The organism is Sphingobacterium sp., assembly GCF_032065005.1.
GTDB lineage: Bacteria > Bacteroidota > Bacteroidia > Sphingobacteriales > Sphingobacteriaceae > Sphingobacterium.
Genome location: NZ_DAMBMM010000014.1, coordinates 45,938 through 71,472 on the forward strand (window position 1 = coordinate 45,938; position 25,535 = coordinate 71,472).

The 25,535-nt window shown below is 41.5% G+C and carries 23 protein-coding genes and 2 tRNA genes; 14 read left to right on the forward strand and 11 right to left on the reverse strand.

Translation table 11 applies throughout. The annotated features are described in order from the left end of the window. The first annotated feature begins 135 nt into the window (after positions 1-135). The 3 genes from RT138_RS17375 to RT138_RS17385 are packed head-to-tail and all read left to right on the forward strand — an operon-like array spanning position 136 to position 2,649. Positions 136-1,083 carry a YbbR-like domain-containing protein gene (locus tag RT138_RS17375; protein WP_185217539.1) on the forward strand — a complete coding sequence of 316 codons (948 nt, stop codon included), beginning with the start codon at positions 136-138 and terminating at the stop codon, positions 1,081-1,083. A 1-nt stretch (position 1,084) separates the two neighbouring features. Next, positions 1,085-1,681, forward strand: a complete 597-nt coding sequence (gene coaE, locus RT138_RS17380) for a dephospho-CoA kinase (RefSeq protein ID WP_313191666.1) — start codon at positions 1,085-1,087, stop codon at positions 1,679-1,681. After that, a complete protein-coding gene (locus RT138_RS17385; RefSeq protein ID WP_313191667.1) occupies positions 1,681-2,649 on the forward strand; it encodes an exonuclease in 969 nt (322 codons plus the stop codon). The genes coaE and RT138_RS17385 overlap by 1 nt, the downstream gene beginning before the upstream one ends. Positions 2,650-3,370: 721 nt before the next feature. On the opposite strand, the gene RT138_RS17390 is transcribed toward RT138_RS17385, so the two are convergent. Both RT138_RS17390 and RT138_RS17395 read right to left on the reverse strand, forming a co-directional pair. Beyond that, a tRNA-Phe gene (locus RT138_RS17390) sits at positions 3,371-3,443 on the reverse strand. Between the two features lie 41 nt (positions 3,444-3,484). Further along, positions 3,485-3,560: transfer RNA gene (locus tag RT138_RS17395), tRNA-Phe, on the reverse strand. A gap of 186 nt (positions 3,561-3,746) precedes the next feature. On the opposite strand from RT138_RS17395, the gene mnmA reads away from it, so the two are divergent. Further along, positions 3,747-4,847, forward strand: coding sequence for a tRNA 2-thiouridine(34) synthase MnmA (mnmA, locus tag RT138_RS17400; RefSeq protein WP_093098082.1), 1,101 nt, complete (start codon positions 3,747-3,749; stop codon positions 4,845-4,847). A 456-nt stretch (positions 4,848-5,303) separates the two neighbouring features. After that, positions 5,304-5,483 carry a hypothetical protein gene (locus tag RT138_RS17405; protein WP_313191668.1) on the forward strand — a complete coding sequence of 60 codons (180 nt, stop codon included), beginning with the start codon at positions 5,304-5,306 and terminating at the stop codon, positions 5,481-5,483. Positions 5,484-5,622: 139 nt separating this feature from the next. On the opposite strand, the gene RT138_RS17410 is transcribed toward RT138_RS17405, so the two are convergent. Then, positions 5,623-5,955, reverse strand: a complete 333-nt coding sequence (locus tag RT138_RS17410; protein ID WP_313191669.1) for a helix-turn-helix domain-containing protein — start codon at positions 5,953-5,955, stop codon at positions 5,623-5,625. Between the two features lie 111 nt (positions 5,956-6,066). Between RT138_RS17410 and RT138_RS17415 the strand changes: the two genes are divergently transcribed. Then, positions 6,067-6,456 carry a nuclear transport factor 2 family protein gene (locus tag RT138_RS17415; RefSeq protein ID WP_313191670.1) on the forward strand — a complete coding sequence of 130 codons (390 nt, stop codon included), beginning with the start codon at positions 6,067-6,069 and terminating at the stop codon, positions 6,454-6,456. Between the two features lie 988 nt (positions 6,457-7,444). Here RT138_RS17415 and gap read toward each other — a convergent pair. Genes gap through pfkA form a run of 3 tightly spaced genes read right to left on the reverse strand, consistent with a single transcriptional unit; the run spans position 7,445 to position 10,281 of the window. Next, positions 7,445-8,440: a type I glyceraldehyde-3-phosphate dehydrogenase gene (gene gap / locus RT138_RS17420; protein WP_185214231.1), complete on the reverse strand. Its 996-nt coding sequence runs from the start codon at positions 8,438-8,440 to the stop codon at positions 7,445-7,447. 5 nt (positions 8,441-8,445) lie between these two features. Beyond that, positions 8,446-9,294 (reverse strand): hypothetical protein, encoded by an 849-nt coding sequence (locus RT138_RS17425; RefSeq protein ID WP_313191671.1) that lies wholly within the window; start codon positions 9,292-9,294, stop codon positions 8,446-8,448. Positions 9,295-9,297: 3 nt separating this feature from the next. Continuing rightward, a complete protein-coding gene (gene pfkA / locus RT138_RS17430; protein WP_313191672.1) occupies positions 9,298-10,281 on the reverse strand; it encodes a 6-phosphofructokinase in 984 nt (327 codons plus the stop codon). 142 nt (positions 10,282-10,423) lie between these two features. Between pfkA and RT138_RS17435 the strand changes: the two genes are divergently transcribed. The 5 genes from RT138_RS17435 (at position 10,424) to RT138_RS17455 (ending at position 17,435) form a co-directional block, all read left to right on the forward strand. Beyond that, the gene (locus RT138_RS17435) at positions 10,424-11,086 is read left to right on the forward strand and encodes an NrtR DNA-binding winged helix domain-containing protein (RefSeq protein ID WP_185214234.1); all 663 of its coding nucleotides are present in this window, start codon (positions 10,424-10,426) and stop codon (positions 11,084-11,086) included. A 154-nt stretch (positions 11,087-11,240) separates the two neighbouring features. Further along, a complete protein-coding gene (locus RT138_RS17440) occupies positions 11,241-11,846 on the forward strand; it encodes a TetR/AcrR family transcriptional regulator (RefSeq protein ID WP_313191673.1) in 606 nt (201 codons plus the stop codon). 19 nt (positions 11,847-11,865) lie between these two features. Beyond that, positions 11,866-13,167 (forward strand): TolC family protein, encoded by a 1,302-nt coding sequence (locus RT138_RS17445; RefSeq protein WP_313191674.1) that lies wholly within the window; start codon positions 11,866-11,868, stop codon positions 13,165-13,167. 13 nt (positions 13,168-13,180) lie between these two features. Continuing rightward, the gene (locus RT138_RS17450) at positions 13,181-14,239 is read left to right on the forward strand and encodes an efflux RND transporter periplasmic adaptor subunit (protein WP_185214237.1); all 1,059 of its coding nucleotides are present in this window, start codon (positions 13,181-13,183) and stop codon (positions 14,237-14,239) included. A 25-nt stretch (positions 14,240-14,264) separates the two neighbouring features. After that, on the forward strand, positions 14,265-17,435 hold the full coding sequence (locus RT138_RS17455) for an efflux RND transporter permease subunit (RefSeq protein ID WP_313191675.1): 3,171 nt from the start codon (positions 14,265-14,267) through the stop codon (positions 17,433-17,435). Positions 17,436-17,851: 416 nt separating this feature from the next. Here the strand turns inward: RT138_RS17455 and RT138_RS17460 are convergent, their stop codons facing one another. After that, positions 17,852-18,019, reverse strand: a complete 168-nt coding sequence (locus RT138_RS17460; RefSeq protein WP_313191676.1) for a hypothetical protein — start codon at positions 18,017-18,019, stop codon at positions 17,852-17,854. Positions 18,020-18,149: 130 nt separating this feature from the next. Between RT138_RS17460 and RT138_RS17465 the strand changes: the two genes are divergently transcribed. Continuing rightward, the gene (locus RT138_RS17465; RefSeq protein ID WP_313191677.1) at positions 18,150-19,124 is read left to right on the forward strand and encodes a YihY/virulence factor BrkB family protein; all 975 of its coding nucleotides are present in this window, start codon (positions 18,150-18,152) and stop codon (positions 19,122-19,124) included. On the opposite strand, the gene RT138_RS17470 is transcribed toward RT138_RS17465, so the two are convergent. The 4 genes from RT138_RS17470 to RT138_RS17485 are packed head-to-tail and all read right to left on the reverse strand — an operon-like array spanning position 19,125 to position 23,875. Next, complete coding sequence (locus RT138_RS17470; protein WP_313191678.1) at positions 19,125-20,234, reverse strand: hypothetical protein; 1,110 nt, start codon at positions 20,232-20,234, stop codon at positions 19,125-19,127. Between the two features lie 3 nt (positions 20,235-20,237). Beyond that, complete coding sequence (locus RT138_RS17475) at positions 20,238-21,245, reverse strand: glutathione synthase (RefSeq protein ID WP_313191679.1); 1,008 nt, start codon at positions 21,243-21,245, stop codon at positions 20,238-20,240. Positions 21,246-21,267: 22 nt separating this feature from the next. After that, positions 21,268-23,103, reverse strand: a complete 1,836-nt coding sequence (locus tag RT138_RS17480; RefSeq protein WP_313191680.1) for a tyrosine/phenylalanine carboxypeptidase domain-containing protein — start codon at positions 23,101-23,103, stop codon at positions 21,268-21,270. Further along, positions 23,090-23,875 (reverse strand): N-formylglutamate amidohydrolase, encoded by a 786-nt coding sequence (locus RT138_RS17485; protein WP_313191681.1) that lies wholly within the window; start codon positions 23,873-23,875, stop codon positions 23,090-23,092. The genes RT138_RS17480 and RT138_RS17485 overlap by 14 nt, the downstream gene beginning before the upstream one ends. 184 nt (positions 23,876-24,059) lie before the next feature. Between RT138_RS17485 and RT138_RS17490 the strand changes: the two genes are divergently transcribed. Both RT138_RS17490 and RT138_RS17495 read left to right on the forward strand, forming a co-directional pair. Then, a complete protein-coding gene (locus tag RT138_RS17490; RefSeq protein ID WP_313191682.1) occupies positions 24,060-24,506 on the forward strand; it encodes a DoxX family protein in 447 nt (148 codons plus the stop codon). Between the two features lie 147 nt (positions 24,507-24,653). Continuing rightward, a complete protein-coding gene (locus tag RT138_RS17495) occupies positions 24,654-25,523 on the forward strand; it encodes a pirin family protein (protein WP_313191683.1) in 870 nt (289 codons plus the stop codon). Positions 25,524-25,535: the final 12 nt, after the last annotated feature.

Consider the following 25,535-nt stretch of genomic DNA (forward strand, 5'->3'; position numbering starts at 1 on the left):
GCAAAGTTACGTAATATTTTAAGAATAAACCGGCTGAAAATGGCATCTTTTTGCTAAGGATTCCGCTTTTTGAGCCGGATAGCTCATGCTACTGTCAAAATGTGATTTTTGCTCACAAAATATTACATTTGTAGAATGGCTTTAAGGCGGATTAACAAAGTGCAACGTCGAAAATTATCCATTTTCCTGCGTTGTATCATCATTTCTTTTTTAGCTTGGACCTTGTTTGCAATTTCCAGTGATTATACCTTCACCAAAAAGGCGAGCATGTCCTATGTTAATTTGCCGGAAAACAAAGCTTTCCATCCCCTTCAATCGGATACGGTTACCGTCAAGATCAAGATGTCCGGCTGGAAGGTGTTCATGGAACGCTTGCACCCCGATACCGCAAAAATACAGGTCGACCTTTCAGGGCTTAAATCACGGAACTTTATCGTCTTTGGTAACCAGATCGGTTTCATCAATAGGCAGTTCCCTACGGATAAGCAGGTCGTTGCCGTTTCGCCCGATACCCTTTACTTCGATTTCTCGAAACAGACCCAGCGTAAGGTTCCGGTCAAAGCCGTAGAAAGCCTGACTTTCCAAAGGCAATACGGCGTGATCGGCGAAACCCGTACCAATCCCGAATATGTTACCATTACGGGCCCATTGGAAGATGTGGCTAGTATTGAATACCTGGAGACCGATACCATCAAGGGCAAGGATGTCAATACCGATGTCCGTACCGTCGCTTATTTGAATAAGCAGCAAAGAACTAACATTACAATCTATCCGACCTTTGCAGAAGTGATCGTACCGGTCGGAGAGATTACGGAGAAGGTGATCGAACTGCCGATCAAAGTGGAGAACAGCAAGGGCTATACTTCGGTTCGCGTATTGCCGAGTAAGGTTCGGGCAACCATTTTGTTGGCTGTAAAAGATTATAATAAATATACTTCTAGGGATTTTGAGGCGGTGGTGGATCTGGATGCATGGAAAGACCATAAGGTTTCCAGCTTACCGGTCATCATTACCAAAATGCCTGATTATGTCAAGGTATTGAGCGTAGAACCTCAGAATGTTGATTTTTTTGTAAGGAGATAATATGGGTTTAAAAATCGGGATTACAGGAGGCATCGGCGTCGGCAAGAGCGTAGTGACCAAGATATTCAAGGTCTTGGGCATACCGACCTATGATGCCGATAGGGAAGCCAAGGATATCATGGTAAAGAACGATGCGGTCCGTCAATCCCTGATGCAAACCTTTGGCAAAGAGGTCTATTTTGAAGATGGTAGCCTCAATAGAGAATGGCTCGGTAAACGGGTCTTTTCCGATGCCGAAGAACTGAAAAAACTGAATGCCATCGTTCACCCTGCGGTGATCAAGGATGGCGAAGATTGGGCAGCAGCCCAGACTTCCATATATAGTGTCAAAGAAGCCGCACTCTTATTTGAAAGCGGATCCTATAAAGCTTTGGATTTCACCATCCTGGTGGTTTCTCCATTGGAACTCCGGATCGAAAGGGTGATGCAGCGCGATAAAGTGGACAGGGAAGAGGTGCTGAGAAGGATAAATAAACAGATGCCCGAAGAGGAAAAGGAAAAGCTAAGCGATTGCATCGTCTATAACGATGATCAGCATAGCCTGATTGAGCAGGTGATGGAACTGCATCAGAAATTTATTCAAGGAAAAACAAGCTAATGCAGATTATTGAAGACTTTCTAGTAAAAAGAGATAAAGGATATTATTGTTCCTATGGCGATTTCTATATAGACCCCCTATATCCGGTCAAGCATGCCGTCGTATCCCATGCCCATGGTGACCATGCGTCCCCTGGCCATAGAAATATCTATTGTACTGCGGGTACAGCTGCCATTATGCAGTACCGATACCCCAAACAAGCCTTGGATTCTTACCATATCAAGGGGTTTTCTGAATTTTTTCAGATCAATGGGGTCGATATCTATCTATATCCAGCTGGCCATATCCTGGGCAGCGCACAGATCATGATGATCTACAAAGGCGTGAGGTACCTGTATACCGGCGACTATAAGTTGCAGGAAGACCGTACCTGCGAACCTATTCAGATCGTAGAGGCAGAGGTTTTGATTACCGAAACGACTTTCGCCAATCCAGAGACCAAACATCCTGATCCTGTTTCCGAAATCATGAAACTGGATGTCAGGAGCAATATTCTTTTGGGCTGTTATTCCCTGGGGAAAGCCCAGCGTATTACCGCCCTGCTCAATGAACATCTCCCGCATAAAGAGGTGTTACTGCACTACCAGATCATGCCAATCCATCGCATCTATGATCAATTCATAGATGTACCCTTGAGATACGAGCAGTACAACAGAAAATCCATGAAAGAAGCCGGCGACAACAAGATCTATCTGGTGCCACCACTGACCTTCAACAGTTACCGCAGGGCAAAGAATGTGCTTAAGGCATTTGCCTCGGGATGGGAGCGCTTGCAGGCTCAGAACGATATCAGCCTATTTCTGTCCGACCATGTGGATTGGAATGATATCCTATATTTTGTGGGTAAGGTAAAGCCAAAAGCTATCTGGACTTTGCACGGAGATGGTAGGGCCTTGCATGCTCATTTTTCAGAAGATATTGCAATTCGAGATATACATAGTCAAACATTTATTCCAGATTATTGTTGATAGGATTGGTAAACAATTTAGATCAACTTATGAACAAATTTTTTAGAGCACTGATAGCAGGCTGGGGCGCCAAGAAGATGGGCCTCGGATGTTTTGGAACCATAGTGGTATTTATCATAATCTATTATTTGCTCGGCTATTTGTAAGAGCAAGGCAGAACTTTGAAAATCAATCAAAAAAATATGGCTAGATGCGGAATATCTAGCCATTTTTCTGTTTAACAATAATAGCCAGGACGGCTTATATAAGAAATTGTGTAGGGAACACATGATTTCCACTTTTAATATAATTCTTGAAACTCTCTGTTTGTCTACTGCAATTAATAGTCGTCGGTGTTAAGGTTTATATTGAAATCCCAATTATTAGAATTCCAAATCTCTGTATTCCGAATATATTGTATAAAAGCCAATAAATGAATACCTAACGGTAGGTATTTTACGTAATTACTTTTTTTATATGATAACTGATTGACTATTAATGTTATAAAATTAATAAAGAGAGCAAGGTATTGTTGAAATTATGGAAATTGTAATGCTTTGTAACGGGAAATGACGGAAAATACGGGGAAGGATAGGGTAAGGGATTTCGGACTTCTGTATATAAATGATCTGAGGGTATAAGGTAATTTTTTGGTAATGAGAAAGTTAATTCTTGCCTTATCGAAAAAATTGAAATCGGTCAAAAACAAAAAATCCTCAATTTTCATTGAGGATTTTTTCTGTGGTGCCAGCTGGATTCGAACCAGCGACACAAGGATTTTCAGTCCTTTGCTCTACCAACTGAGCTATGGCACCTTCAAGTTTTTGTTTTTAGAATCTGTTACTTGCCAGATTTTTGGTGGTGCCAGCTGGATTCGAACCAGCGACACAAGGATTTTCAGTCCTTTGCTCTACCAACTGAGCTATGGCACCTTTTTTTGACATGTCCGTTACCGAACTTGCGATGCAAATATACCGTCCTTTTTCGAATTCTAAAACTTTTGCCTTAATTATTTTCGTTGAAATATTCAAAGTCTTGATTTTGATTGAGATAAAATTACATCAAATAAACATTGGGAATGGGCAAATAACGGTATCTTTGCACTTCAATAAAATATTATGAGTAAAAAAGGAAGAGTTTTGGTAGCAATGAGCGGTGGGGTGGATAGCTCCGTGGCTGCAGTCATGCTACACGAACAAGGATATGAGGTCATCGGGATCACGATGAAAACATGGGATTATGCTAGTTCCGGCGGCTCTTCAAAGGAAACAGGATGTTGTAGTCTGGACAGTATCAATGACGCAAGGACATTGGCTGTAAACTATGGCTTCCCGCATTACATCCTTGATATTCGTTCAGAATTTGGAGATTATGTGATTGACAATTTTGTTGATGAATATATTGCCGGAAGAACTCCGAATCCATGTGTGCTGTGCAATACCCATATCAAATGGGAAGCTTTGATGAAGCGTGCCGATAAATTGGACTGTGAATTTATTGCTACCGGTCACTATGCGAATATCCGCATGCATGACAACGGAAGATATGTGATCTCCAAAGGTAAGGACGAAAACAAAGACCAGTCGTATGTACTTTGGGGCGTTTCCCAGGAGAACTTGGCAAGGACGCAGTTTCCTTTGGGAAGTTTTACCAAAAAGGAAATCCGCCAGATGGCACTAGATATGGACCAAAAGGAATTGGCGAATAAATCGGAGAGCTATGAGATCTGTTTTGTGCCTGACAACGATTATCGCTCCTTCCTAAGACATAAACGCCCTACCTTGGACCAAGAGATCGGACCGGGTAATTTTATCCTTTCTGACGGTACTGTAGTAGGTCAGCATATTGGCTATCCGTATTTCACGATCGGACAGCGTAGAGGTTTGGGAATTGCCCTAGGTAAGCCAATGTTTGTGATCCAGATCTTACCGGAATCCAATTCGGTGGTATTAGGTGAGGAACATGAACTGGAAAGAAGCCAAGCATTTGTCAAGAACATCAATCTGGTTAAATATGCATCCCTTGATGAACCAATGGAAGCGATCACTAAGATCCGATATAAGGATTCAGGTGCTATCTCGACCTTGACCCAACAAGGAGATATTATGAAAGTGGATTTTGTACATAATGTAAAAGGGATTGCCCCAGGTCAGTCGGCCGTGTTCTATGAAGGCGATGATTTGATCGGTGGTGGTTTCTTGATGAAAGAAGAGAGATAAGATGAGATCACTTTTATAAAAAAGTGAATTAATAAAAATGCTAAAAGGCGATGTGGATTACACATCGCCTTTTGTTGTTTTTGGACCATTTTAGTTTGAATTAGGAGATGAGCTTAATGTAGGAAATGCTCTTGGTCTCATTCGAGACATATTCGAAATTTTCGCAATGTGTCTCGAATGAGAGTAAAAGGAAAGTAAGCTAAGGTGATCAAATTTTGATGGAGTATTGGAGTTTGTTTATTGAGAAGGGATGGGGGAAGAGGGGTTGTTTTCGGTTTTGGTTTTTGGGAAAAGGATTGGGGATGGGTGGGAGACAACGGGATGGCGTTTAGTGAAAAATTAAGGGAATTGGTTTTGAACCAGGATTGAAAGGATGGGAGGATGGATCAAGATCTGGGTTTTGAACCAGGATTGAAAGGATGGGAGGATGGATCAAGATCTGGGTTTTGAACCAGGATGGAAAGGATGAGAGGATGGACCAAGATCTGGGTTTTGAACCAGGATGAAAGGGATGGGAGGATGGACCAAGATCTGGGTTTTAACCAGGATGAAAGGGATGGGAGGATGGACCAAGATCTGGGTTTTGAACCAGGATGGAAGGGAAGGGAGGATGGGGCAAGATTATATGTGGATTGAATAATTAGCAAACCCCTAGCAGGGGTGAAATCTTTATAGATTTTGAAATTATTTAACGTCCAACCCACAGAGTGGGTGAAATCTTTTTCGATCTTTAGATTATGATTTGAGCTTATCTGATTCTCTGACCTAAATTATTCTATTTCAAATTTTCCAATCCAAAAGTAGCCAGTTTATCCACAATGGGTAATGTTTTTAAGCCCAAATCGGTTAGGCTGTATTCCACTCTTGGTGGGATTTCGGGATAGGATTTTTTGGAAACTAATTTGTTTGCTACCAAGGAGTTTAATTCTTGAATCAGCATTTTTTCACTGATTTTGGGAATGCAGCGTTTGAGTTCGCCATAACGGATTACCCTTTCGTTTATTTGAAACAGTATCAGTAAGGTCCATTTACCGCCCAATAATTCCAAAGATTTCCGTACAGGGCAGTTTTCGTCGGACTGCTTAATTATTTTTTTATTTTCTTCCATTTGTTAATCAGTGTTTCTAACAAATATGTAAGTACTGTACCAATAGGTAGGTACTTGTACAAAGGTAAGTATTGTTCTAATTTTGTACAATAAACATTAATAGAATTTATTATGACAGCAAAAGAAGTAGTAATTGCATATGCTGAAGCACTTGGAAAAGCTGATGTACCAACAGCATTTTCGTATTTTTCAGAAGGTGTTAAATGGCATCAGCCAGGCGACAATCAATTTTCCGGATTGAAAAATGGTCCTGATGAAATCGGTAAAATGATTGCTGGTATGATGGAAATTTCCAAAGGAACCTTTGCATTAACGCCAAACAGTAATTTAATGGTCAATGGTGATTTGGTAGCCATGCCTTTGCGTTTCAGTGGTTCGATAGAAGAACGCAAATTGGATATGTTAGGTGTTGACCTGTTTAAAGTAGAAAATGGAAAGATTACCGAAGTTTGGTTGTTTTCAGATGATCAAGAAGCTGAAAATGCTTTTTGGGGGAAATAGTAGAATATTAATCAATGACATATTGATAAAAGAGCATTCTAAAAAATGCTCTTTTTTTATGCAGGGGAACAAGGAAGATAAGGGGAGGGTAGAAAAATATTTCACCCCCGCTGAGGGTTGGCCATTACAATCATCCAGTTTCTACAAAGATTTCACCCCTTCTTGGGGTTTTCCGTTTAACTATCCAATTTTTCTATAAAGATTCAACCCCAGCGGGCAATGTCATTAAGTTTAGGTTTTATGTGTCATGCTAAGGTTCATCCGAAGCATCTCGCAACATTCCGAACCCTTATTTGTACAAAAACGGTATTGCTGTTTTGGCGAACAGGTCCTGTACCTTCGGTATAGGATGACAAGCAGTTTGGGAGGAGGAGCTTGCAGATTCTTTATTGAACGTTCAGAACCAAAAAGCGCTAAAGAGGGATTCAGCGTGAAGCGAAGAATCTATTTTTTTATTTTATTTAGAGCTGTTTGTCATTCTGCTATCGTAAGATGAGGAAACTATTTCAAATGATTGTGGATCGTTCCGAGACCCTTCGGCGGCGCCCTCAGGGTGACACATAAAAGGTGTTGGAAAATATTTCACCCTCGCTGGTGGTTTGGGTTGTGGGTTTGTTCGAACGAGAATTTGAAAATCGATGGATTTCTTTAATCAGGATTGATGTTAATTTATGTTAGTATGGGGCGGGCGTATGCAATACGCCCATACATTATCGAGGACTTTCCAGACAAACTAACCATAATCTTGGCCCATCCTCACATCTGTTTAATCCTGGTTCAAAACCCAGATCTTGGCCCATCCTCTCATCCCTGGTTGGCGAGCGGCATCTCGACTTCGCTCTATAACCGTCGAGCCACATCCTGGTTCAAACATGAACTTGCGTACTTTTTCCCAAAAAGTACGCACAAAAAAAACAGTAGCAGCTCTTCGCCACTACTGTTTTCATATAGGGATTATTCCTGTTTCCAGGAACAAATCAAATTATCCTTATAATTTACCTACTTCTTGAGCTAGGTCGATAATTTTGTTTGAGTAACCCCACTCATTATCGTACCATGATACTACTTTCACGAAGTTGTCGTTCAAGGAGATACCAGCTTTAGCGTCGAAGATTGAAGTACGGGCGTCACCTAAGAAGTCAGTAGAAACTACATCATCTTCAGTGTATCCAAGGATACCTTTCAAGTCGCCTTCAGAAGCCTCTTTCATTGCTTTTTTGATGTCTTCGTAAGAAGCACCTTTTTCTAGACGTACTGTTAAGTCAACAACAGAAACGTCAGCAGTAGGAACGCGTAGAGACATACCTGTCAATTTACCTTTCAATTCAGGTAATACAAGACCAACTGCTTTAGCAGCACCAGTTGAAGAAGGGATGATGTTTTGGTAAGCACCACGTCCACCTCTCCAGTCTTTTACTGAAGGACCGTCCACAGTTTTTTGAGTAGCAGTCACGGCGTGAACTGTAGTCATCAAACCTTCTACGATACCGAATTTGTCGTTCAATACCTTAGCGATAGGCGCTAAACAGTTTGTAGTACAAGAAGCGTTAGAAACGATGTTGTATTCTGGTTTAAGATCTTTATGGTTTACACCCATTACGAAAGTAGGAGTGTCGTCTTTAGCGGGAGCAGACATAATTACTTTCTTAGCACCAGCTTCGATATGTTTTTGAGCTAATTCTTGAGTCAAGAAGAAACCTGTAGATTCGATAACAACTTCAGCACCTACTTCATTCCATTTCAGGTTTGCAGGGTCTTTTTCAGCTGTAACGCGGATAGTTTTTCCATTAACGATCAAGTTTCCGTCCTTTACTTCAACAGTACCGTCAAATTGACCATGTGTTGAATCGTATTTCAACATGTATGCTAAGTAATCAGGTTCTACTAAGTCGTTAATACCTACTACTTCGATATCACTGCGTTTTACAGCAGCTCTGAATGCTAAACGGCCAATACGGCCAAATCCGTTAATTCCAATTTTCATTTTTACTAATTTTTATTTATAAAATATTTAACAAGGTTTTGTACAGGTTCCCTAATAATGGTGCCCACGGCCAGATGGTTTTCATTGGCGATTTCGCGCAACCAATCGGCGTAATTATTAGCTACTGAACCTGTGAAATTTAAGGTTGAGTCAGGGTATGTCTCCGAAAGGGGGACCAAATAAGTCTTCACATATTTTTCAAGACCTTTTTTGATGATTCCTTCCATGTAAGGGTCATCCTTGTTTTCCAGGATGAAGTCGGCGAAAGAGGTCAGGAAGATGTTAGGGTTTGGGCTGTTGTACGTTTTGTCCAGGATGACCTTGCGGTCGATGTTGTGCTTGTGCAATAGCTTTTCGCGGAATCCCTGGGGCATGGACTCGGTCAGGAAATCCTTGAGGATCTGACGTGCCTGCCAGTTTGTAGAAGCTTCATCCGCAAGGATGTAGCCCAGACCATAATTGTTCTCGACGACTTTACGTCCGTTATAATATGCAGCATTTGATCCACTGCCTATGATGCCAATGATCCCTTTTTCGTTTCCGAAGGTGGAGATTGCCGAGGCCAGCATATCGTGGCTGGCTTTAACTTTGGCATTCTTGAAGAAATTGGAAAATACCTTTTCGATCTTTTCCTGTCTTTCTTTGGAAGAGGCACCGGCGCCGAAGAAATAGATCTTGCGGATCTTTTCGGCATTGTTGATCAGTTGGGTGTTTTTATTGAGCAGTTGAAAGATAAACCTTTCATCTTGGATATAAGGGTTGATACCGGTAGTACGGAATCCATGAAGGATCCTGCCTTTTTCGGCAAGTCGCCAATCGGCGTATCTTGATCCACTAAAAACGACTGCAATCATAAGTTATATGTTCATTACTTCAGCAATAGTGATGAGCTCTTCATCCAGTTTGAATTCCTTGCCACGCAAAGCTTCCTCCAGAGTGGTGCTTACCATTTTGCTACCGCGTATTCCTACTGTAGCGCTTCTATTGCCATTTATTAGTTCATTGACTGCGAAATATCCCATTCGGGTTGCAAGTACTCTGTCGAAACTACTTGGGGATCCTCCACGTTGTAAATGTCCTAATATACTAACTTTTGTGTCATAAAAATCAAATTTTTCTTCCACGCGTTTGGCCACATTATAGGCGCCGCCATTTTTATCACCTTCAGCAATAATAACGATCATGGAGGTTTTGTTTCGATCTTTTGCAACTTCCAACATTTCGATGAGTTCTTCGATGGCGGTGTCCTTTTCAGGGAGCATAATGGCTTCTGCACCACCAGCTACACCAGCATTCAGGGCGATACATCCAGAGTCTCTACCCATTACTTCAACGAAAAACAAACGGTTATGTGATGCGGCGGTATCCTTAATTTTGTCGATGGCATCAATTACCGTATTGTTTGCCGTGTCAAAACCAAGGGTATAGTCCGTACCATATAGGTCGTTGTCGATAGTTCCTGGGATACACATCACCGGGATATCATATTCTTGGGAGAACACTTCGGCACCAGTAAAAGTTCCATCTCCACCGATTGCCACCAAGGCGTCAATCCCTACTCTTTTAATATTTTCGTACGCTTTTTTACGTCCTTCAGGAGTTCTGAATTCAGGGCAGCGAGCAGATTTCAAAATAGTTCCACCTTTTTGAAGGATAGAACTTACCGAGCGACTTACCATTTCGGTGAAATCTCCCTCGATCATTCCTTCATATCCCCTAAATATACCTGTTACTTTGAGGTCGTTAAAAAGTGCTGTTCGAACTACTGCGCGAATGGCTGCATTCATGCCTGGAGCGTCTCCTCCTGATGTATAAACGCCAATCCTTCGTATCTTGTTCATTAGGTCTTTCTTATATTTTAGAAATACGAATATAATGTGTATTTCTTACACTATTAAATTTTTTTAGTAATTTGTTTGTGTAATTCTTATTATTGTTGAGGTTTTAGGGGAAACAATTGATCAATTAAAATAAATTTAGATTTTGCAAACACATTTTACCATAGATTGTGTCATTCTGACATTTGATGAGGGCCAACTAAAAGTATTGTTAGCGGAAAGAAATGAATATCCTTACAAGGATTGGTGGGCTCTACCGGGCTATTTTGTGAATAAATACGAAGAAATGGCCGATGCGGTGGCCCGTATCCTATTCGAGATGACGGGGTTAAAGGATATTTACATGGATCAATTGGCCGCCTTTGCCGGGGTCAAGCGACATCCCGAAGGGCGGATCCTGACGGTTGCTTACATGGCCTTGGTACAGATGGAAGAGGTCAAAAATAAAATTTCCTCAGGCGGTACCTATATGCGTCAGCTGAAATGGTTTCCTGTAACAGAATTGCCAGATCTGGCCTTTGACCATAAAGATATTATTGAGCTGAGCTTGGACCGACTCAAGAAAACGGTCACTTTTTCTACCACTCCCTATGAATTATTGCCAGCCAAATTTACCCTGACCCAATTGCAGCAAGTCTATGAGGCTTTACTCAACAAGCAGCTGGATAAAAGGAACTTTAGGAAAAAAATCAATAATCTGGGTTACCTCAAAGAATTGAACGAATTCCAAAAAGGAGTATCCTACCGTGCCGCAAAACTATATTCATTTGATAAGAAGAAATTCCACAAAATCTTTAGCCAGGATTAAAAAACAACTTCTATAAATATTTGTCTAAACGTAGGTCCTGTGTTAAAAAAGTGTTAATCGTCACTTTTTTGACAAAGGGATGATATTATTTATTTTCTATTTTATACTTTTGAACAATTTCTAGAAAAAGTCAAAAATAAAAAAGGTATAAAAAATGGAGAACCGTAAGGATCAAATCATTGATGCAGCGTTGAAACGCTTCTCTCATTTTGGTTTTCATAAAACCACAATGAATGAAATTGCCGATGATCTGCGAATTACAAAAGCCAATCTTTACTATTATTACCCAGATAAGTCAACTCTTATTTTAGATGTATTGATAAAGATTGGAAATGATGTGTATGCAGGCGAGAAGGAGATTGTCGAATCGTACTCAGGAGACCTGATGAAGACGATGATGGATGTGTTGGAATATAGGGCTGCTTATACCCGCAAATATTATGTGTTGCATATCTGTGAGAACCTGGACTGGATCAAAGGTCTGGATTTGAACGAGGTGATGCAGGATTTCTATAAACGTGAGGTGGCCTTGATCAAGATGCTGTTCCAACGTTCGATAGAAGCTGCCGAATTGATCATGGATGATGTGGAAGGATGTGCACAGACTCTGGTAGAAATACAGAAAGGCCTTGGGATCATTCATACCATTTCGGATGTTATTACAGGCATTCCGAATGAATCGAATGTAGACAAGATCGTTGAGAGTCAAAAAAGAGCGCTAAAACTAATTTTCGAAGCACGAATAGCTAGCAACAAATAGAATGAATAAAACAAAACTTATGGCCCTTATGGTAGCGGGAATGCTATCCGGATCATTGTTACATGCACAAGAGACCTTGACCTTGCAGGAAGCGGTAAAATTTGCATTGGAAAATAAAGCAGAAGCCAAAAAGGCGATGCTGGACCTAGAAAACTCGGAGTACCAAATCGACGAAGTTAGGGCAGGGGCTTTACCACAAATCAACGGCTCGGCAAGTGTAAAATACAATGCCATCATCCCAAGTATGCCTTTGGAAGTTGGCGGACAGACCCAATACCTTAAAATGGGTCAGCCTTGGAACTCCACTGCTGGACTTTCAGTGAACCAACAGATCTTTAACCAATCTTTGTTCACTGGCTTGAAAGCAGCAAAGACAACGCGCGAATTTTATATCATCAACAGACAGTTGACCGATGAGTCCTTGATCGAGAAAGTTGCCAATGCATATTACGATGTTTTCCAAACGCAACTGCAATTGGAAACCATTGACAATAACTTGGAAAATACCAATAAGACCAAGAGCGTAATTGAAGGTTTGGTTACTGCGGGTATCGCTAGACAGATTGACTTAGATCGTATCATAGTAAACATCAACAACTTGGTGGCGCAGAGACAGATCGTTGTCAATGCATTGGAACTAAAGGAAAATGCCTTGAAGTTTGCGATCGGTATGCCAATCGAAACAGATATTGAATTGCCAGAGGAAACCTTTGATGTAAATCTGGAAATGGCAACTTCAACCATGGATTTAGCAGGTAGGACCGAGATCAAGTTGATGGAAAAACAAGCTGAGTTATTGGAGCTGAACAGGAAGAGCATGAAAGCTGCCTATTATCCATCATTGTCATTTGGTGGTGATATCGGTTACCAAGGTTTCGGTCAAGGGATTCCGGGAAGCAATGACTTCAAATGGTTCCCTACATCAGGACTAGGCTTGAACCTATCCATTCCAATCTTCAATGGTGGTTCTACCAAAGCAAAGATCAATCAGGCAACCATCCAGATCAAACAATTGGAGGTTGATATTGAAGATACACGTCTTGGTCTGAACTTGGCCAATGAAAATGCGAAAGCGCAGATCAAGAACAGTTTGTTGACCGTGGATGCGAACAGAAGAAACGTCGACCTGTCAAAAGAAGTTTTGGATGATACCCAGAACAACTACCGTAACGGTTTGGCAACCTTGACCGAGCTTTTGGATGCAGAGAATGCACTGGCTACGGCAGAGAACAACCTGAATACCTCCTTGTTGAATTATAAAATTGCCGAGATTCAGTTGATCAAAGCGAACGGACAGTTAAAAACATTAGTAAACGAATAATATAACCACATAAATGAAACGTACATTAATTACCCTAATTGTTATCATTGCTGCTGGAGCAGGTATCTACTTTATCCTCCAAAAGAATAAAGCAAAAAATGATGCAGATACAGCTGCGGTAGCTGAGAAGAATGCTGCAGTGGCAGTTCGTATCGATACGGCCGAGAATAGCAATATGAGCTTAGAATACCTAGCGAACGGTACTTTTATGCCAAAACAGGAAGTAACGGTAGCAGCAGAAACTGGTGGTCGTGTGGTTCGTGTTATGGTTGATGAAGGATCGAGAGTTTCAGCAGGACAGACTTTGGCCATCGTGGAAGGCGATAAGCTGAACGTGAATGTTGCTAATGCACAGGCAAGTTATGATAATGCACTAGCGAACCTGCAACGTTATGAGAATGCACTGAGCACAGGTGGTGTTACTCAACAACAAGTGGATCAGATGCGTCTGCAGTTTGAGAGTTCAAAAAACAACTTGAAAAGTGCAAAATTGACTGCGGGTGACGTAACGATCAAAACTTCGGTTGCAGGGATCGTAAATTCCCGTAAGATTGAACCAGGTGCTTATGTAAGCCCAGGTACTCCGGCATTTGATATCGTGAACGTGAGCACCTTGAAATTGCGTGTGAATGTGGACGAAAAGAATGTTGCAACCCTACGTGTTGGACAAGTTGTAAACGTAAGAGTAAGCGTATATGCTGACAGAGAGTTTACTGGAAAGATTACTTTCATTGCACCTAAGTCCGATGGTAGCTTAAACTTCCCAGTGGAGATCGAGATTGCGAACAACCCGAACAATGAATTGCGTGCAGGTATGTACGGAACAGCTGTATTCGGAGCAAGCGGTACTTCAAGCGTATTGGTGGTTCCTAGAACAGCATTCGTAGGTAGTATTTCGGACAACAAAGTATTCGTTTTGAAAAACGGAAAAGCAGTGGAATCAGAGGTTGTGGCAGGTAGAAGCTTTGGTGATAATATTGAGGTTCTTAGCGGTTTGCAAGCTGGTGACCAAGTTATTGTTTCAGGTCAGATCAACTTGTTTAACAACTCACCTGTTGAAATCATTAAATAATTTGTGTTAAGAACGAACTCATAAAATGAAGATTACTGAAATATCGATAAAACGTCCGAGTCTAATCATAGTATTGTTCATACTATTGACATTAGGCGGGATATTCTCATATACCCAATTGGGTTATGAGTTGATACCTAAGTTTGAGGTAAACGTAATTACCATTCAGACCGTGTATCCAGGTGCTTCACCTTCCGAGGTTGAGAGTACTGTAACCAAGAAAATTGAGGATGCCGTATCCTCGTTGGAAAATATCAAGAAATTGGAATCCACTTCCTTGGAGAACGTTTCGATCGTCATGATTACCCTGAATGATGGAGCGGATGTCAACTTCCTGCTCACGGATGCCCAGCGGAAGATCAATGCGGTCCTCAATGATCTCCCTGAAGATGTTGAGGCTCCATCCTTGAATAAATTCTCCTTGGATGATATCGCCATCATGAGTTTGGCGGTGACTTCCAACCAATCGGAGAAAGAGTTGTACGACCTGTTGGACAACAAGATACAGCCGATCTTTGCGCGTATCTCTGGGGTTGCAAAAGTAGACATGGTCGGTGGTGAAGAACGTGAAATCCAGGTTTCCGTAGATCCACAAAAAGCAGAGGGTTATGGGGTATCCATTTCCCAGATCCAGAACGTAATTGCACAGTCCAACTTGGATTTCCCTACGGGTAACGTGAGCACACGTGAGTCTAGAACGACAATCCGTTTGGCAGGTAAAGTTGTGGATGTTGAAGAGTTGAGAAACTTACCTATTACCACGCCTACAGGAGTAACGATCTTCTTGAGAGATGTTGCCGATGTTCAGGATGGTATCAAGGAAATCGAAAAAATCGCTCGATTAGATCGTAAGAACACCATTCTATTACAGGTGTTCAAACAGTCGGATGCGAATGCGGTTGAGGTTTCCAAATTGGTGAAAGAAACCATTGAAACGGTTCAGGTAGATTATAAAACAGATAATATACAGATCAAAGTTGCGAACGATTCAACGGATTATACCCTGAACGCAGCAGACAACGTAATCCACGATTTAATGATCGCGATTGCCTTGGTAGGTTTTATCATGTTGTTCTTCTTGCACAGTTTGAGAAATGCGGCGATCACCATGATTGCGATTCCATTATCCTTGGTAGCAACCTTTATCGGTCTGTTATTGATGGGATATACCTTGAACTTGATGTCCTTGTTAGGTCTTTCCCTAGTGGTAGGTATCTTGGTCGATGATGCGATCGTTGTAATCGAGAATATCCACCGCCATATGGAGATGGGTAAGAATAAGGTTCGTGCAGCTTATGATGGAGCAAAAGAGATTGGATTTACCGTATCGGCGATTACCTTGGTTATCGTGGTTGTGTTCTTGCCTATTGCGATGTCAACCGGTTTGGTTGCTAATATTCTAGCACAGTTCTGTGTGACGGTAATTATTTCGACTTTATTGTCCTTATTGGTTTCCTTTACCGTGGTGCCTTGGTTGTATTCACGTTTCGGAAAATTAGAGCATATCAATCCTAATTCCTTTATCGGAAAGATTGTACATGGTTTTGAAGCTGGATTGACAGCATTCACGCATTGGATCACAGGTATCCTAGAGTGGTGTTTGAAAAACTGGAAAACCAAATTGGCAACATTGTTTATCGCATTGGTTCTATTCTTTGGTTCATTCACATTGGTAGGACTTGGATATATCGGTACTGACTTCTTCCCAGCATCAGATAAGGGAGAATTCATGATCCAATTGGAATTGGAAAAAGACGCGTCTTTGGAGAAAACCAACTTCCTGACACAAAAGGCAGAGTCGATTATCGAGTCTAAACCAGAAGTGGAAAGTATCATTACCACGGTAGGTCAATCCTCTGATGGGGTAATGTCTACAGCAGGTTCGCGTTATAAGTCAGAGATTCACGTAATCTTAAAAGATACCTATACAGAAAGTTCGAAGGTATATTCAGCTCGTTTGAAACGTGAGTTGGAGAATAAATTGATCGGTTCGAAAGTTACGGCCGTAAATATGGGCTTGATGGGAGCAGAGCAGGCACCTTTGAAATTGACCGTTATGGGTTCAGATTTGGAAGATGCACGTGAGTTTGCGATCAAGGCGGAAGAGATTTTACGTAATATCCCTGGAGCTACAGGTGTGAAATTGACCTCGGAAGATGGTAACCCTGAGATCCGTGTTCAGGTGGACCGTGATAAGATGACTTCCCTTGGATTGAATGTAGCTACTGTAGGTATGACCATGCAGACAGCATTTTCGGGTAACACAGACAATAAATTCCGCGCAGGTGATAACGAATATGATATCAATATCCGTTTCGCTGAGAGTGGAAGAGCAAATATCAATGATGTGAGAACCTTGAAGTTTATCAATAACCAGGGAGCTACCATTTCATTGGATCAGTTTGCAACCGTAGGTTACGGATCAGGGCCAACTTTATTGGAACGTCGTGATAAATCACCAGCGGTATCTATCCAAGGTTCGGTAGTTGGTCGCCCAATGGGTACCGTGGCTGCTGAATGGGAAGAAGGATTCTCTAAGTTGGAGCGTAAGCCAGGTGTAGTATATGTATGGGGTGGTAACATGGAAAGTCAAACTGAAGGTTTCGGTACCTTAGGAGTAGCTTTGATTGCATCCATCTTATTGGTGTACTTGGTTATGGTTGCTCTTTACGATAGTTTCTCTACTCCATTTGTCGTATTGTTCTCGATTCCATTGTCATTCATCGGAGCGTTATTGTTGCTAGCATTAACGAACCAGACCTTGAACATCTTTACCATCTTAGGTATCATCATGTTGATCGGTTTGGTGGCGAAGAATGCGATCTTATTGGTTGACTTTGCCAACCATAGGAAAGAACATGGTGACAGTACACACGATGCTTTGGTTGCTGCTAACCATGCCCGTCTACGTCCGATCTTAATGACGACCATCGCGATGGTGTTCGGTATGATCCCGATTGCATTGGCAACTGGTGATGGTGCAGATACCAACAGAGGTTTAGCGATTGTAATTATCGGGGGACTTTTATCGTCTCTATTATTGACCTTGGTTGTCGTACCGGTAGTTTACTCAATCTTCGATGGTTTCGGTCGTCGTTGGGGTAAGAAAGAAAAAACAGATTATGCTGAATTGATGGAAGCGGATTATGTTCCAAACGAACATTATGTCGACGAAATGGAAGTTAAGCATAACTAAACTTGAACAATTAATTTTCTAAATACCAAAGGCCTGGAATTCGTTTCAGGCCTTTTTTATTGATAATAGGTAAATTTTAGCTTCCTTTTTTGCTGGAAATGGATTAGAAATTGATGGAAATTGACGGAAAAGCAGGTGGTTAAACATGTAATTTATTTCTGATGAAATCATCATTTTTTGTGGTTTTAAGACAGATTTGTGATTTTTTGAGACCGAGAAACCCTTTACTTTTTTTAGAAATATATCCTCCTCTCGTGAAATTTACCGTACTTGGTACAAAGCAAATTCCTCCAAAAGATCGTCATAAAATTGAAAGCGGTTTTTGGATAATAAATAGAAAACACACACACACTAACTATTAAAATAACGGCCTGCATCCGAAAGGATACAGGCCGTTTGCTTGTTGCCTATTTTCTTTAATCGCCATCGTGGTCATCGACCTTATTGGGGTTAGGAGGGAGAGGATTGGTGTCACCTTCCGGCCGTTTCCCAGTATCCGATTGTACCTTTTCGTTGTCCTCCCTTGGTTGTTCAGGTTTGTCTTTTTCTAACTCTTCAGGTTTTGTTTCTTTCTGTTTGCTCATGATCTGTGTATGAATTGTTTCTATGCTTAGAACAAGAATGGCAGCTTTATGTTCGGAACAATTGTTGATTGCATAAGCAAACATTTTAATTTGATGGCTGTTTCTAAAAAATAGAGAGCAACGATAATTTATGGAAAAACAAGAAAGCAAAGGATTTTTTAAGGATACTTTTCAGATATTAAAGAATACTGTCATGGGATTTATGAATGAGGACAGTATGAAATACAGCGCTTCATTAGCGTATTATACGATTTTTTCCCTTGGTCCCATATTGGTTTTGATGATTTCCCTGGCAGGGATCTTTTATGGAGAGGATGCCATCAAAGGCAAGTTGTTTTCAGAGTTGAATGAGCTGGTAGGACTGACCGCTGCCCGTCAGATACAGGACGTCATCAAGAACCTGAGTCTTTCTGGTAAATCCAATTTGGCCATGATCGTCAGTATCGTGACCTTGATCATCGGTGCCACAACGGTATTTGGGGATATGCAAAATTCCATCAATAAGATTTGGCATGTCAAGGCTAAACCCAAAAAGGGTTGGCTAAAGATGATCATGGACCGCCTGCTTTCTTCTTCCTTGATCATTGGATTGGGATTCTTACTGGTCGTGACCTTGGTTGTCAACGGTATTATCCTTGCCTTTACAGATAGGTTATTACGGTTTTTTCCGGATATGACAGTCTATGTGATGGATTTAATCAATTTTGCATTGACCTTCGGTATTACTTTTATCCTCTTTGCCGTGATCTTTAAGGTGCTACCAGATGTGACCATCAGCTGGAGACCTGTAAAGGCAGGTGCCTTTTTTACGGCTATATTGTTTGCTATAGGTCGTTTTGGAATAGGTTTTTATCTACAATCATCCGATACGGAGTCTACCTATGGTACTGCAGCATCCATTGTGTTGATCTTGTTATGGGTGTACTATACGGCCGCCATTCTTTATTTTGGCGCCATATTTACCCGAGAGTTTGCTACTTTCCATGGCATCAGTATTGAACCTTCGGAGTATGCCGTTCATGTAGAATTAAAGGAGATAGAAAGGAATGTCAGTGAAATCCCCCCCGCGCCACTAACTGAGGAGGAAAAGGTTATTGAAAAATAATCAATTCAAGATGCTGTCTATAGGTATCCAGATAAACCTTGGCCGGTAAACGGACGCTTTCTTCCACCATAGTCTTTCTCTGTAGGTGTTGACATTATAACTGACCAAGACGCTGTTGTTTCTCCTGATCTGAGGATGGAACATGGCATTGTAGGTGAATAGGCTATCTGATTGAAGTTCCGGTTCATTGATCTGATAGAGAAGTTTCTCCTGTGCAAATGGTCCTTGAAAATTATCAGCGGTATAGGATAGGATCTTTCCAGGTACCTGATAGCGATCTTGGTTGAGCAATACAATCTTGCCATTAAGCTCCCGAACACTGAATTGCTCGGAAACCATACTGTTTATGCCCTGAATGGCCTGGCTCTGATCAGCTTCTTTTACCCAATTGCTACCATTCCAATATTCTAATTTTTCTAAACTGTTCCCTTTTATGCGAGCTCGCATAACATGCAATTCCGACCTGAAGTTTTTGTTGTCTGCTTTCGAACCATAGATATAGAGTACATTATTTTTTCGGAGGATGGCATGTCCATAATGAATGGGATTGCTGCCTGCAATAAATGGAGAACGATCTAAAATGTTATAGTTCTCAGGGTCCAGTAATAGGAAATCACAGCCTTCGTATTGAAATGCAAAAGGTCCTTTTTCGTTAGCTTTCTTGCTGTATTTGGCCATAAATACCAGGAGCTTTTCCTTGTAAATGACAGCATCTCCTGGCCAATACCAGTATTTGCCTCTTTCTTCTTCCTTCACATCAATAAAGGAACTGGGCTGTTCAAAATTTCCGGAATATAGGCTTCTGATGGAATCCCCGCTCATGAGCGTTGCTGTATTCCCTAAGATAAACTTTGATGGCTGCTGCCTGATATTATCTTTGATAGGGCCAAGGAAAGAGTCTCCCCAGATGAAGAGCGATTTTCCCTGGCCTAGATCTATTGAAATGCTTCCATCTGCTCCTGATATCCCAATAGGGTTTTCTGGCAGCAGCAGGTCTGTAAATGCGCTATCCACCTCAATGGTATCCCTTACAGCTACCCGTGAAGCCTCTGCTTTGTTGATGGTCGTTAAGACCACCAGTAAAAGGCTCCATTTAGCAAGCTTTTTCATCAATTATTTCTTGTAAAATTCCTTGACCTTTTTCTCTAAATCCATGATGATGGCATTTGCAAAGTCTTTCTTTAAAATATGTGAAGCATGATATAAAGCTCCTGGGCTGAAAACATTCACCTCCATGATCTTGTCGCCTACGATATCTAAACCAACTAGGTACATGTTATCATCTTTAAGCTGTTGGGATACCTTTCCAACAAGGTTCAGGATGTTTTCATCAATGATAGCCTCCTCTGGTTTAGCACCCTGGTGGATATTGCTTCGGATTTCATCTTCTTTTTGGACTCTCCTGACTGAGGCATACTTTCCATCGACAATCAAGGGTTCGCCATCCATCATAAAGAATCTAATATCGCCTTTTTTTGCTTCAGGAAGGTATTCCTGTGCGATGACATAGCCATCCCTAGCAATGGCTTCTACGGTTTGTTTTAGGTTTTGACGTTCTTTATAGTCGATCATAAAGACATTTTTGCCTCCAGAACCTTTCAAGGGTTTAAGGATGATTTTATCCTTCTGTTCCTCCAAGAATCGGAGTACATCGTCATGGTTTCTGGTGACCAAGGTTTTTGGACGGACGGATTTTGGAAAATTCTCCAAATAGAGTTTGTTGTTCGCTTGGACCAAATAATCAGGGTCATTGATAACATAGCGACCATTCCTTTTGACAATCTGTGCAAATTGGATTCCTGCTGCTGCGGCCCAAGGTCTATTGAGCATGTCCAGGGTAGGGTCAAACCTAAGCCAAAGGACATCGATCTCGCCTAAATCGACCAAGGTCTTTTCAGCATCTTTCAGGTGTTTTACAAAATCTGCTCCATTGCTAAGGCCATGTTCGGGTTTAATGACACGGCAATGCGCCAAGACGGTCTGTTCATCTTCATAAACAAAATCGGCCAAGCCTATGTAAAGAACGGAATGTCCTCTTTCAAGGGCTTTGAGGGCCAGCATGGTCGTCGTGAATTTTTCCTCTTCTTTGTGAGACTGGTTGATTAAGATCGCTATTTTCATATATGTTGTTGAAAAAATTTTCTTATTGAATTAATTTAAATATGCTGCCTTTCCTTTTGACGTCCTTCCATTGTGGACTGAACTCTGGGAAGAGGTAGCGTGGTGTGATAGCAGGGGGGATCAAGATTTCCTTTTGAAGGAGATCCTTGATAATGGGCAGGTAATCCTTTCGGATTTTCCCCATCATCAGCAGGTGTACATTGTTGCCATCCTTCAGGTAATTCAGCAGTTCCATAATCCCTTTCAGGTAAAGGGCGTCCTTGGTTAGGCCGCCGCCCCGATATACGCGCATGACGATCTGAAAGGCTGTTTCCGGCTGAAAACTATATTGCTCGACGAGCATGTTGAAGGTATCGATAAATGAATTGCCCAAAAGCATGTTCTGCACGGCAATAACACGTGCTGCAATGATGCGGAGACGGTCATTGTTCAATCCGCCTACGATGTATTCCGCTAGTACGGCAAGTCCTTCCTGCAGTTCTTCATAGCCGGGGACACCTAGGCTGAAGATGCTCAACGGTTGTTGTCGCCCATTGAAATAAGTAACCACATGGGTTCCGATCTCGTGTTGGATCAGGGCTTCAGCCCGCTTGCGGGTCAGTCTATATTCCTTGCTGATGTTCAGCACACCACGGTTGACCATCACGCCAGAGATATCCTCACGGACACGGACAGGGCTGTTGAATTCCTGGTTCTGCCTCTGTAAAAACTTGATTTCATCCCTTGCCAGTTTTGCGAATTCATTTGCACCGATATAATCATCGCTTTTTTTGATCGGTTCTTCGGGTTCCGTGACCATTAAGATGGCCATTGCTGACTTATATAGTTTCTCTGAGACGTTGCCAAAGACCTGTAGACTGCCGTGTAGGAAGTCTTCCTTGCCACGATCGGCAATCATGCTGACCATGGAGTCCAATTCGGTCCGCTTATCCCTGAAGATATAGGCCATGGTAGGATCGTAAATATCTTCTATTCGAAGATTGTAGAGTCTACGCTTGACCAAGTCGGGGTCAATGTGCATGGGCCTGTAGAGGAACTTGGGTGTTTTCCAGAATTTGTCTTTTTTGAACTGTAACCAGGCTTCATGCGCATTCAATGGAGTTACCATCAAGAGAAAGTCGAATTTGGTACTCTCCTGGGCCAATGATTTATCGATATCGATCATCAATGGCGTTAATTCCTGATGGAAGTTGAGCCTTTGTGCTGTGGCATTGAGATGGGTGTAGACGCGCAGGAACTCAAAGAATAATCGGGAAAGGGACTTCGCTAGAGTTTCGCGATATAGGCGCATCAGGATCGGTAAGACCTGATCTTCATCCTCGATATAGTTCTGCTTAATGGAAAGCCCCATATAGAGAATCTGTTTGTTCTGTAATTCTTTCTTGCTGAACAGTGCCGAAACATCCAAAGGTTGGGGTATATTGAGGTCTTTCGCTAGGGAGACATTGATTTCTCGGGCTTCCTTTTTGATGTTCTTTTGAAAATATTCCGCCAGTGGAAGCATATCCTTTTGCCCCACATGCACCATGATATCCTCCTTCTGTCCGGGTTCAGCAGTCCATGCCTCCACTAAAAGACATGCACCAAACTCTTCAGCCAGCCGCTGGGAAATAGGTTTTATCCATTCCTCAAGATCAAATTCCTTGGACCGACAGACTATGCTGGCATTTTCCGTTTTGGCGAGATCCACCAACATCTTATCCCTCTTTTCTGCACTGGGCACTCTGTAAATAAAGATATAGGGAACAATTTTGTTGAAGATGAACTTGCCTACGTTGGGAATCTGATAATGGATTGCATTCCGCTGATTGATTGCGTTTAAGATTCTTAAAAGGGGTTTGTTCTTATCTTGAATCATTTTTAAAGTACTGTTTTAAGACCTGGATTGAATTCATTAGAAGTTGTTTGCAGGAGACTACCCTTGGGAGGTCAGGAGCACCGGTCCACTCGTCCATAAAATCCTTTCGGAATTCGATGGATAGCACGCAGCCATATGCTCCGAATTTTTTGTTGATCAACTGGGATAAGTATCCTCCCTTAAATTTAATGTTTTCTCGAATATCAATCGGTCCATCGTACAAGCTATCCTTGCTGATGAAACCCATTAACTGATCAATCAGGGGTTGCCACTTTGGATCGACATAGGCTGTTCCAAGATTGATTTGCGGATTGATCTCGGTGTCAACTTCTTCCTCAGATCCATTGCGCTTGGCATTATAGCTATGGATATCATACACTACAAAATAGCCAAATTGGTCGATGGTCTCTTGGATCTGTTCTTCAATTTCTTGATAGATGTTTTTATGGTCTAGGTAGAGTTCTGTAACAATATTTTCGGGAAGGCTGTCTTTCCAGACCTGCAGTCCCCAGGCTTGATCGGGACGCAGATATACCGAATCTTCAATCTTTCGGTTGAGGTCCAGTTGGAACCTTGAGGAGCCGACGATAAATTGATTCATAGGTAATTCAGCCATTACAGCTGTAAATGGATCCTCCTCACGCAGTCTTTCACTTTCATTGAGATTGATATATGGGTCAATAAAAGGGTCGATCTGCTGTCCGTCATGAATCGCAAAAGCCCAAAAGGGGCTATCTATTCTTTTAATGAAATACTTGGTAAATTTTGCCATAAATATCTTTTCTATCTTAATGAACAATAAATCCATTAATTAGTTTTCTGTAAGGTTTCGAGAGGCTTATTGATTTTAGGGAAAAGGGAGGTTTGATATTTATTTTACAAAAAATTATAAATTACATAATATCAGGGTCTTTATCTGCGTTTTAGTTTTATAACCAGTTAAAAAGGAGGTTGTTATGAACCTAATTCAACGCATTGAACATTGGGGAGATGCCCATCATCCGAGATGGATCGATTTTATGAGGATTGTTCTCGGGATTCTGATCTTTGCAAAAGGAATAAGCTTTATTATGGATCGTGATTCAGTCGCTACTTTGATTGAGAAGACACATTTTCAATTATCCATTTGGAGTGCAGTTCACTATGTGGTGTTTGCCCACCTAGTTGGCGGGATATTCATCGCATTGGGACTTTGTACCCGATTGGCGGTAGCTCTACAGATTCCCATCCTGATAGGGGCGGTATTCTTTGTGAACATTACGAATGGATTCAGCTTTTTGAATTCGGAATTTTGGTTGTCCCTAGTGGTACTTTTACTCCTTATCTATTTCTTGATCGTAGGTTCAGGGCAAATGTCACTGGACAAAGCGATGGATAAGCCAGGTTATAAAAGACAAATTTAATAGGTTAGAAAACCTATAAAGATTTCTTAGTTTTATTTGGAAAGGCCTTGTTCGCAAGGCCTTATTTTTTTGTGTTAGTTATTACCATAGGTCAACGCTTTCCGGTTAAGGAAGGGTTAACTTTGTATTACTAATAAGGAGAATACCATGAAAGAAAAACAAATTGAAAGGATTATTAAACCTGGATTGCCACATTTTGTAGGGGATGGTTTTAGAGTGCATAGTTTTATTCCTTCTGCTATTCCAATGCAGAGAATGGATCCATTTATTGTATTTGATTATAACTCAAAATATAACTTTCCAGCGAGTGAAATCCCAAAAGGGGTAGGAGTGCATCCACACCGTGGATTTGAAACGGTGACCTTAGCCTATAAGGGCAGGGTAGAGCATGCGGACAGCAGTGGCGGTGGTGGAATTATCGGTGAGGGTGATGTGCAATGGATGACTGCTGCTTCGGGTGTATTGCATAAAGAATTCCATGAATCGGAATGGAGCAAAAATGGTGGTGAATTCCAAATGGTGCAGTTGTGGGTAAACCTGCCGGCAGCTCATAAGATGTCGACACCAAAATATCAGGCTTTGGAAAATAAAAACATCCCCAAAGTGGATATAGATGGTGGATTAGGATATATTGAAATTGTGGCAGGTGAATACCAAGGAACCAAGGGTGTTGCGAGTACCTTTTCGCCGGTGAATTTGTTCAATGCTAAGTTGAAGGCTACGGCTAAGGTAGATTTTGAGTTCCCAGAGAACTTTAATACTGGATTGTTAGTTCTGGAAGGCTCTGTAAAGGTCAATGGGCAGGATGTTGCAACCGATCATTTTGTTTTGTTTGAAAATAAGGGTGAAAAGATTGAGTTGGAAGCTACAGACGATGCTTTAGTCTTGGTGTTGAGTGGTGAACCGATCAATGAGCCGATCGCTGCTTATGGTCCATTTGTCATGAATACCGAGGATGAGATCAAACAGGCGTTCCGTGATTTTCAAACTGGCAAATTCGGTTACCTGGAAGATTAATATTTCCATCGA

Excerpts from the sequence above, each read along its gene's own strand:
- RT138_RS17375 (WP_185217539.1), top strand. The coding sequence starts at position 136 with ATGGCTTTAAGGCGGATTAACAAAGTGCAACGTCGAAAATTATCCATT.
- coaE (WP_313191666.1), top strand. The coding sequence starts at position 1,085 with ATGGGTTTAAAAATCGGGATTACAGGAGGCATCGGCGTCGGCAAGAGC.
- RT138_RS17385 (WP_313191667.1), top strand. The coding sequence starts at position 1,681 with ATGCAGATTATTGAAGACTTTCTAGTAAAAAGAGATAAAGGATATTAT.
- mnmA (WP_093098082.1), top strand. The coding sequence starts at position 3,747 with ATGAGTAAAAAAGGAAGAGTTTTGGTAGCAATGAGCGGTGGGGTGGAT.
- RT138_RS17405 (WP_313191668.1), top strand. The coding sequence starts at position 5,304 with ATGGAAAGGATGAGAGGATGGACCAAGATCTGGGTTTTGAACCAGGAT.
- RT138_RS17410 (WP_313191669.1), bottom strand. The coding sequence starts at position 5,955 with ATGGAAGAAAATAAAAAAATAATTAAGCAGTCCGACGAAAACTGCCCT.
- RT138_RS17415 (WP_313191670.1), top strand. The coding sequence starts at position 6,067 with ATGACAGCAAAAGAAGTAGTAATTGCATATGCTGAAGCACTTGGAAAA.
- gap (WP_185214231.1), bottom strand. The coding sequence starts at position 8,440 with ATGAAAATTGGAATTAACGGATTTGGCCGTATTGGCCGTTTAGCATTC.
- RT138_RS17425 (WP_313191671.1), bottom strand. The coding sequence starts at position 9,294 with ATGATTGCAGTCGTTTTTAGTGGATCAAGATACGCCGATTGGCGACTT.
- pfkA (WP_313191672.1), bottom strand. The coding sequence starts at position 10,281 with ATGAACAAGATACGAAGGATTGGCGTTTATACATCAGGAGGAGACGCT.
- RT138_RS17440 (WP_313191673.1), top strand. The coding sequence starts at position 11,241 with ATGGAGAACCGTAAGGATCAAATCATTGATGCAGCGTTGAAACGCTTC.
- RT138_RS17445 (WP_313191674.1), top strand. The coding sequence starts at position 11,866 with ATGGCCCTTATGGTAGCGGGAATGCTATCCGGATCATTGTTACATGCA.
- RT138_RS17450 (WP_185214237.1), top strand. The coding sequence starts at position 13,181 with ATGAAACGTACATTAATTACCCTAATTGTTATCATTGCTGCTGGAGCA.
- RT138_RS17455 (WP_313191675.1), top strand. The coding sequence starts at position 14,265 with ATGAAGATTACTGAAATATCGATAAAACGTCCGAGTCTAATCATAGTA.
- RT138_RS17460 (WP_313191676.1), bottom strand. The coding sequence starts at position 18,019 with ATGAGCAAACAGAAAGAAACAAAACCTGAAGAGTTAGAAAAAGACAAA.
- RT138_RS17465 (WP_313191677.1), top strand. The coding sequence starts at position 18,150 with ATGGAAAAACAAGAAAGCAAAGGATTTTTTAAGGATACTTTTCAGATA.
- RT138_RS17470 (WP_313191678.1), bottom strand. The coding sequence starts at position 20,234 with ATGAAAAAGCTTGCTAAATGGAGCCTTTTACTGGTGGTCTTAACGACC.
- RT138_RS17475 (WP_313191679.1), bottom strand. The coding sequence starts at position 21,245 with ATGAAAATAGCGATCTTAATCAACCAGTCTCACAAAGAAGAGGAAAAA.
- RT138_RS17480 (WP_313191680.1), bottom strand. The coding sequence starts at position 23,103 with ATGATTCAAGATAAGAACAAACCCCTTTTAAGAATCTTAAACGCAATC.
- RT138_RS17485 (WP_313191681.1), bottom strand. The coding sequence starts at position 23,875 with ATGGCAAAATTTACCAAGTATTTCATTAAAAGAATAGATAGCCCCTTT.
- RT138_RS17490 (WP_313191682.1), top strand. The coding sequence starts at position 24,060 with ATGAACCTAATTCAACGCATTGAACATTGGGGAGATGCCCATCATCCG.
- RT138_RS17495 (WP_313191683.1), top strand. The coding sequence starts at position 24,654 with ATGAAAGAAAAACAAATTGAAAGGATTATTAAACCTGGATTGCCACAT.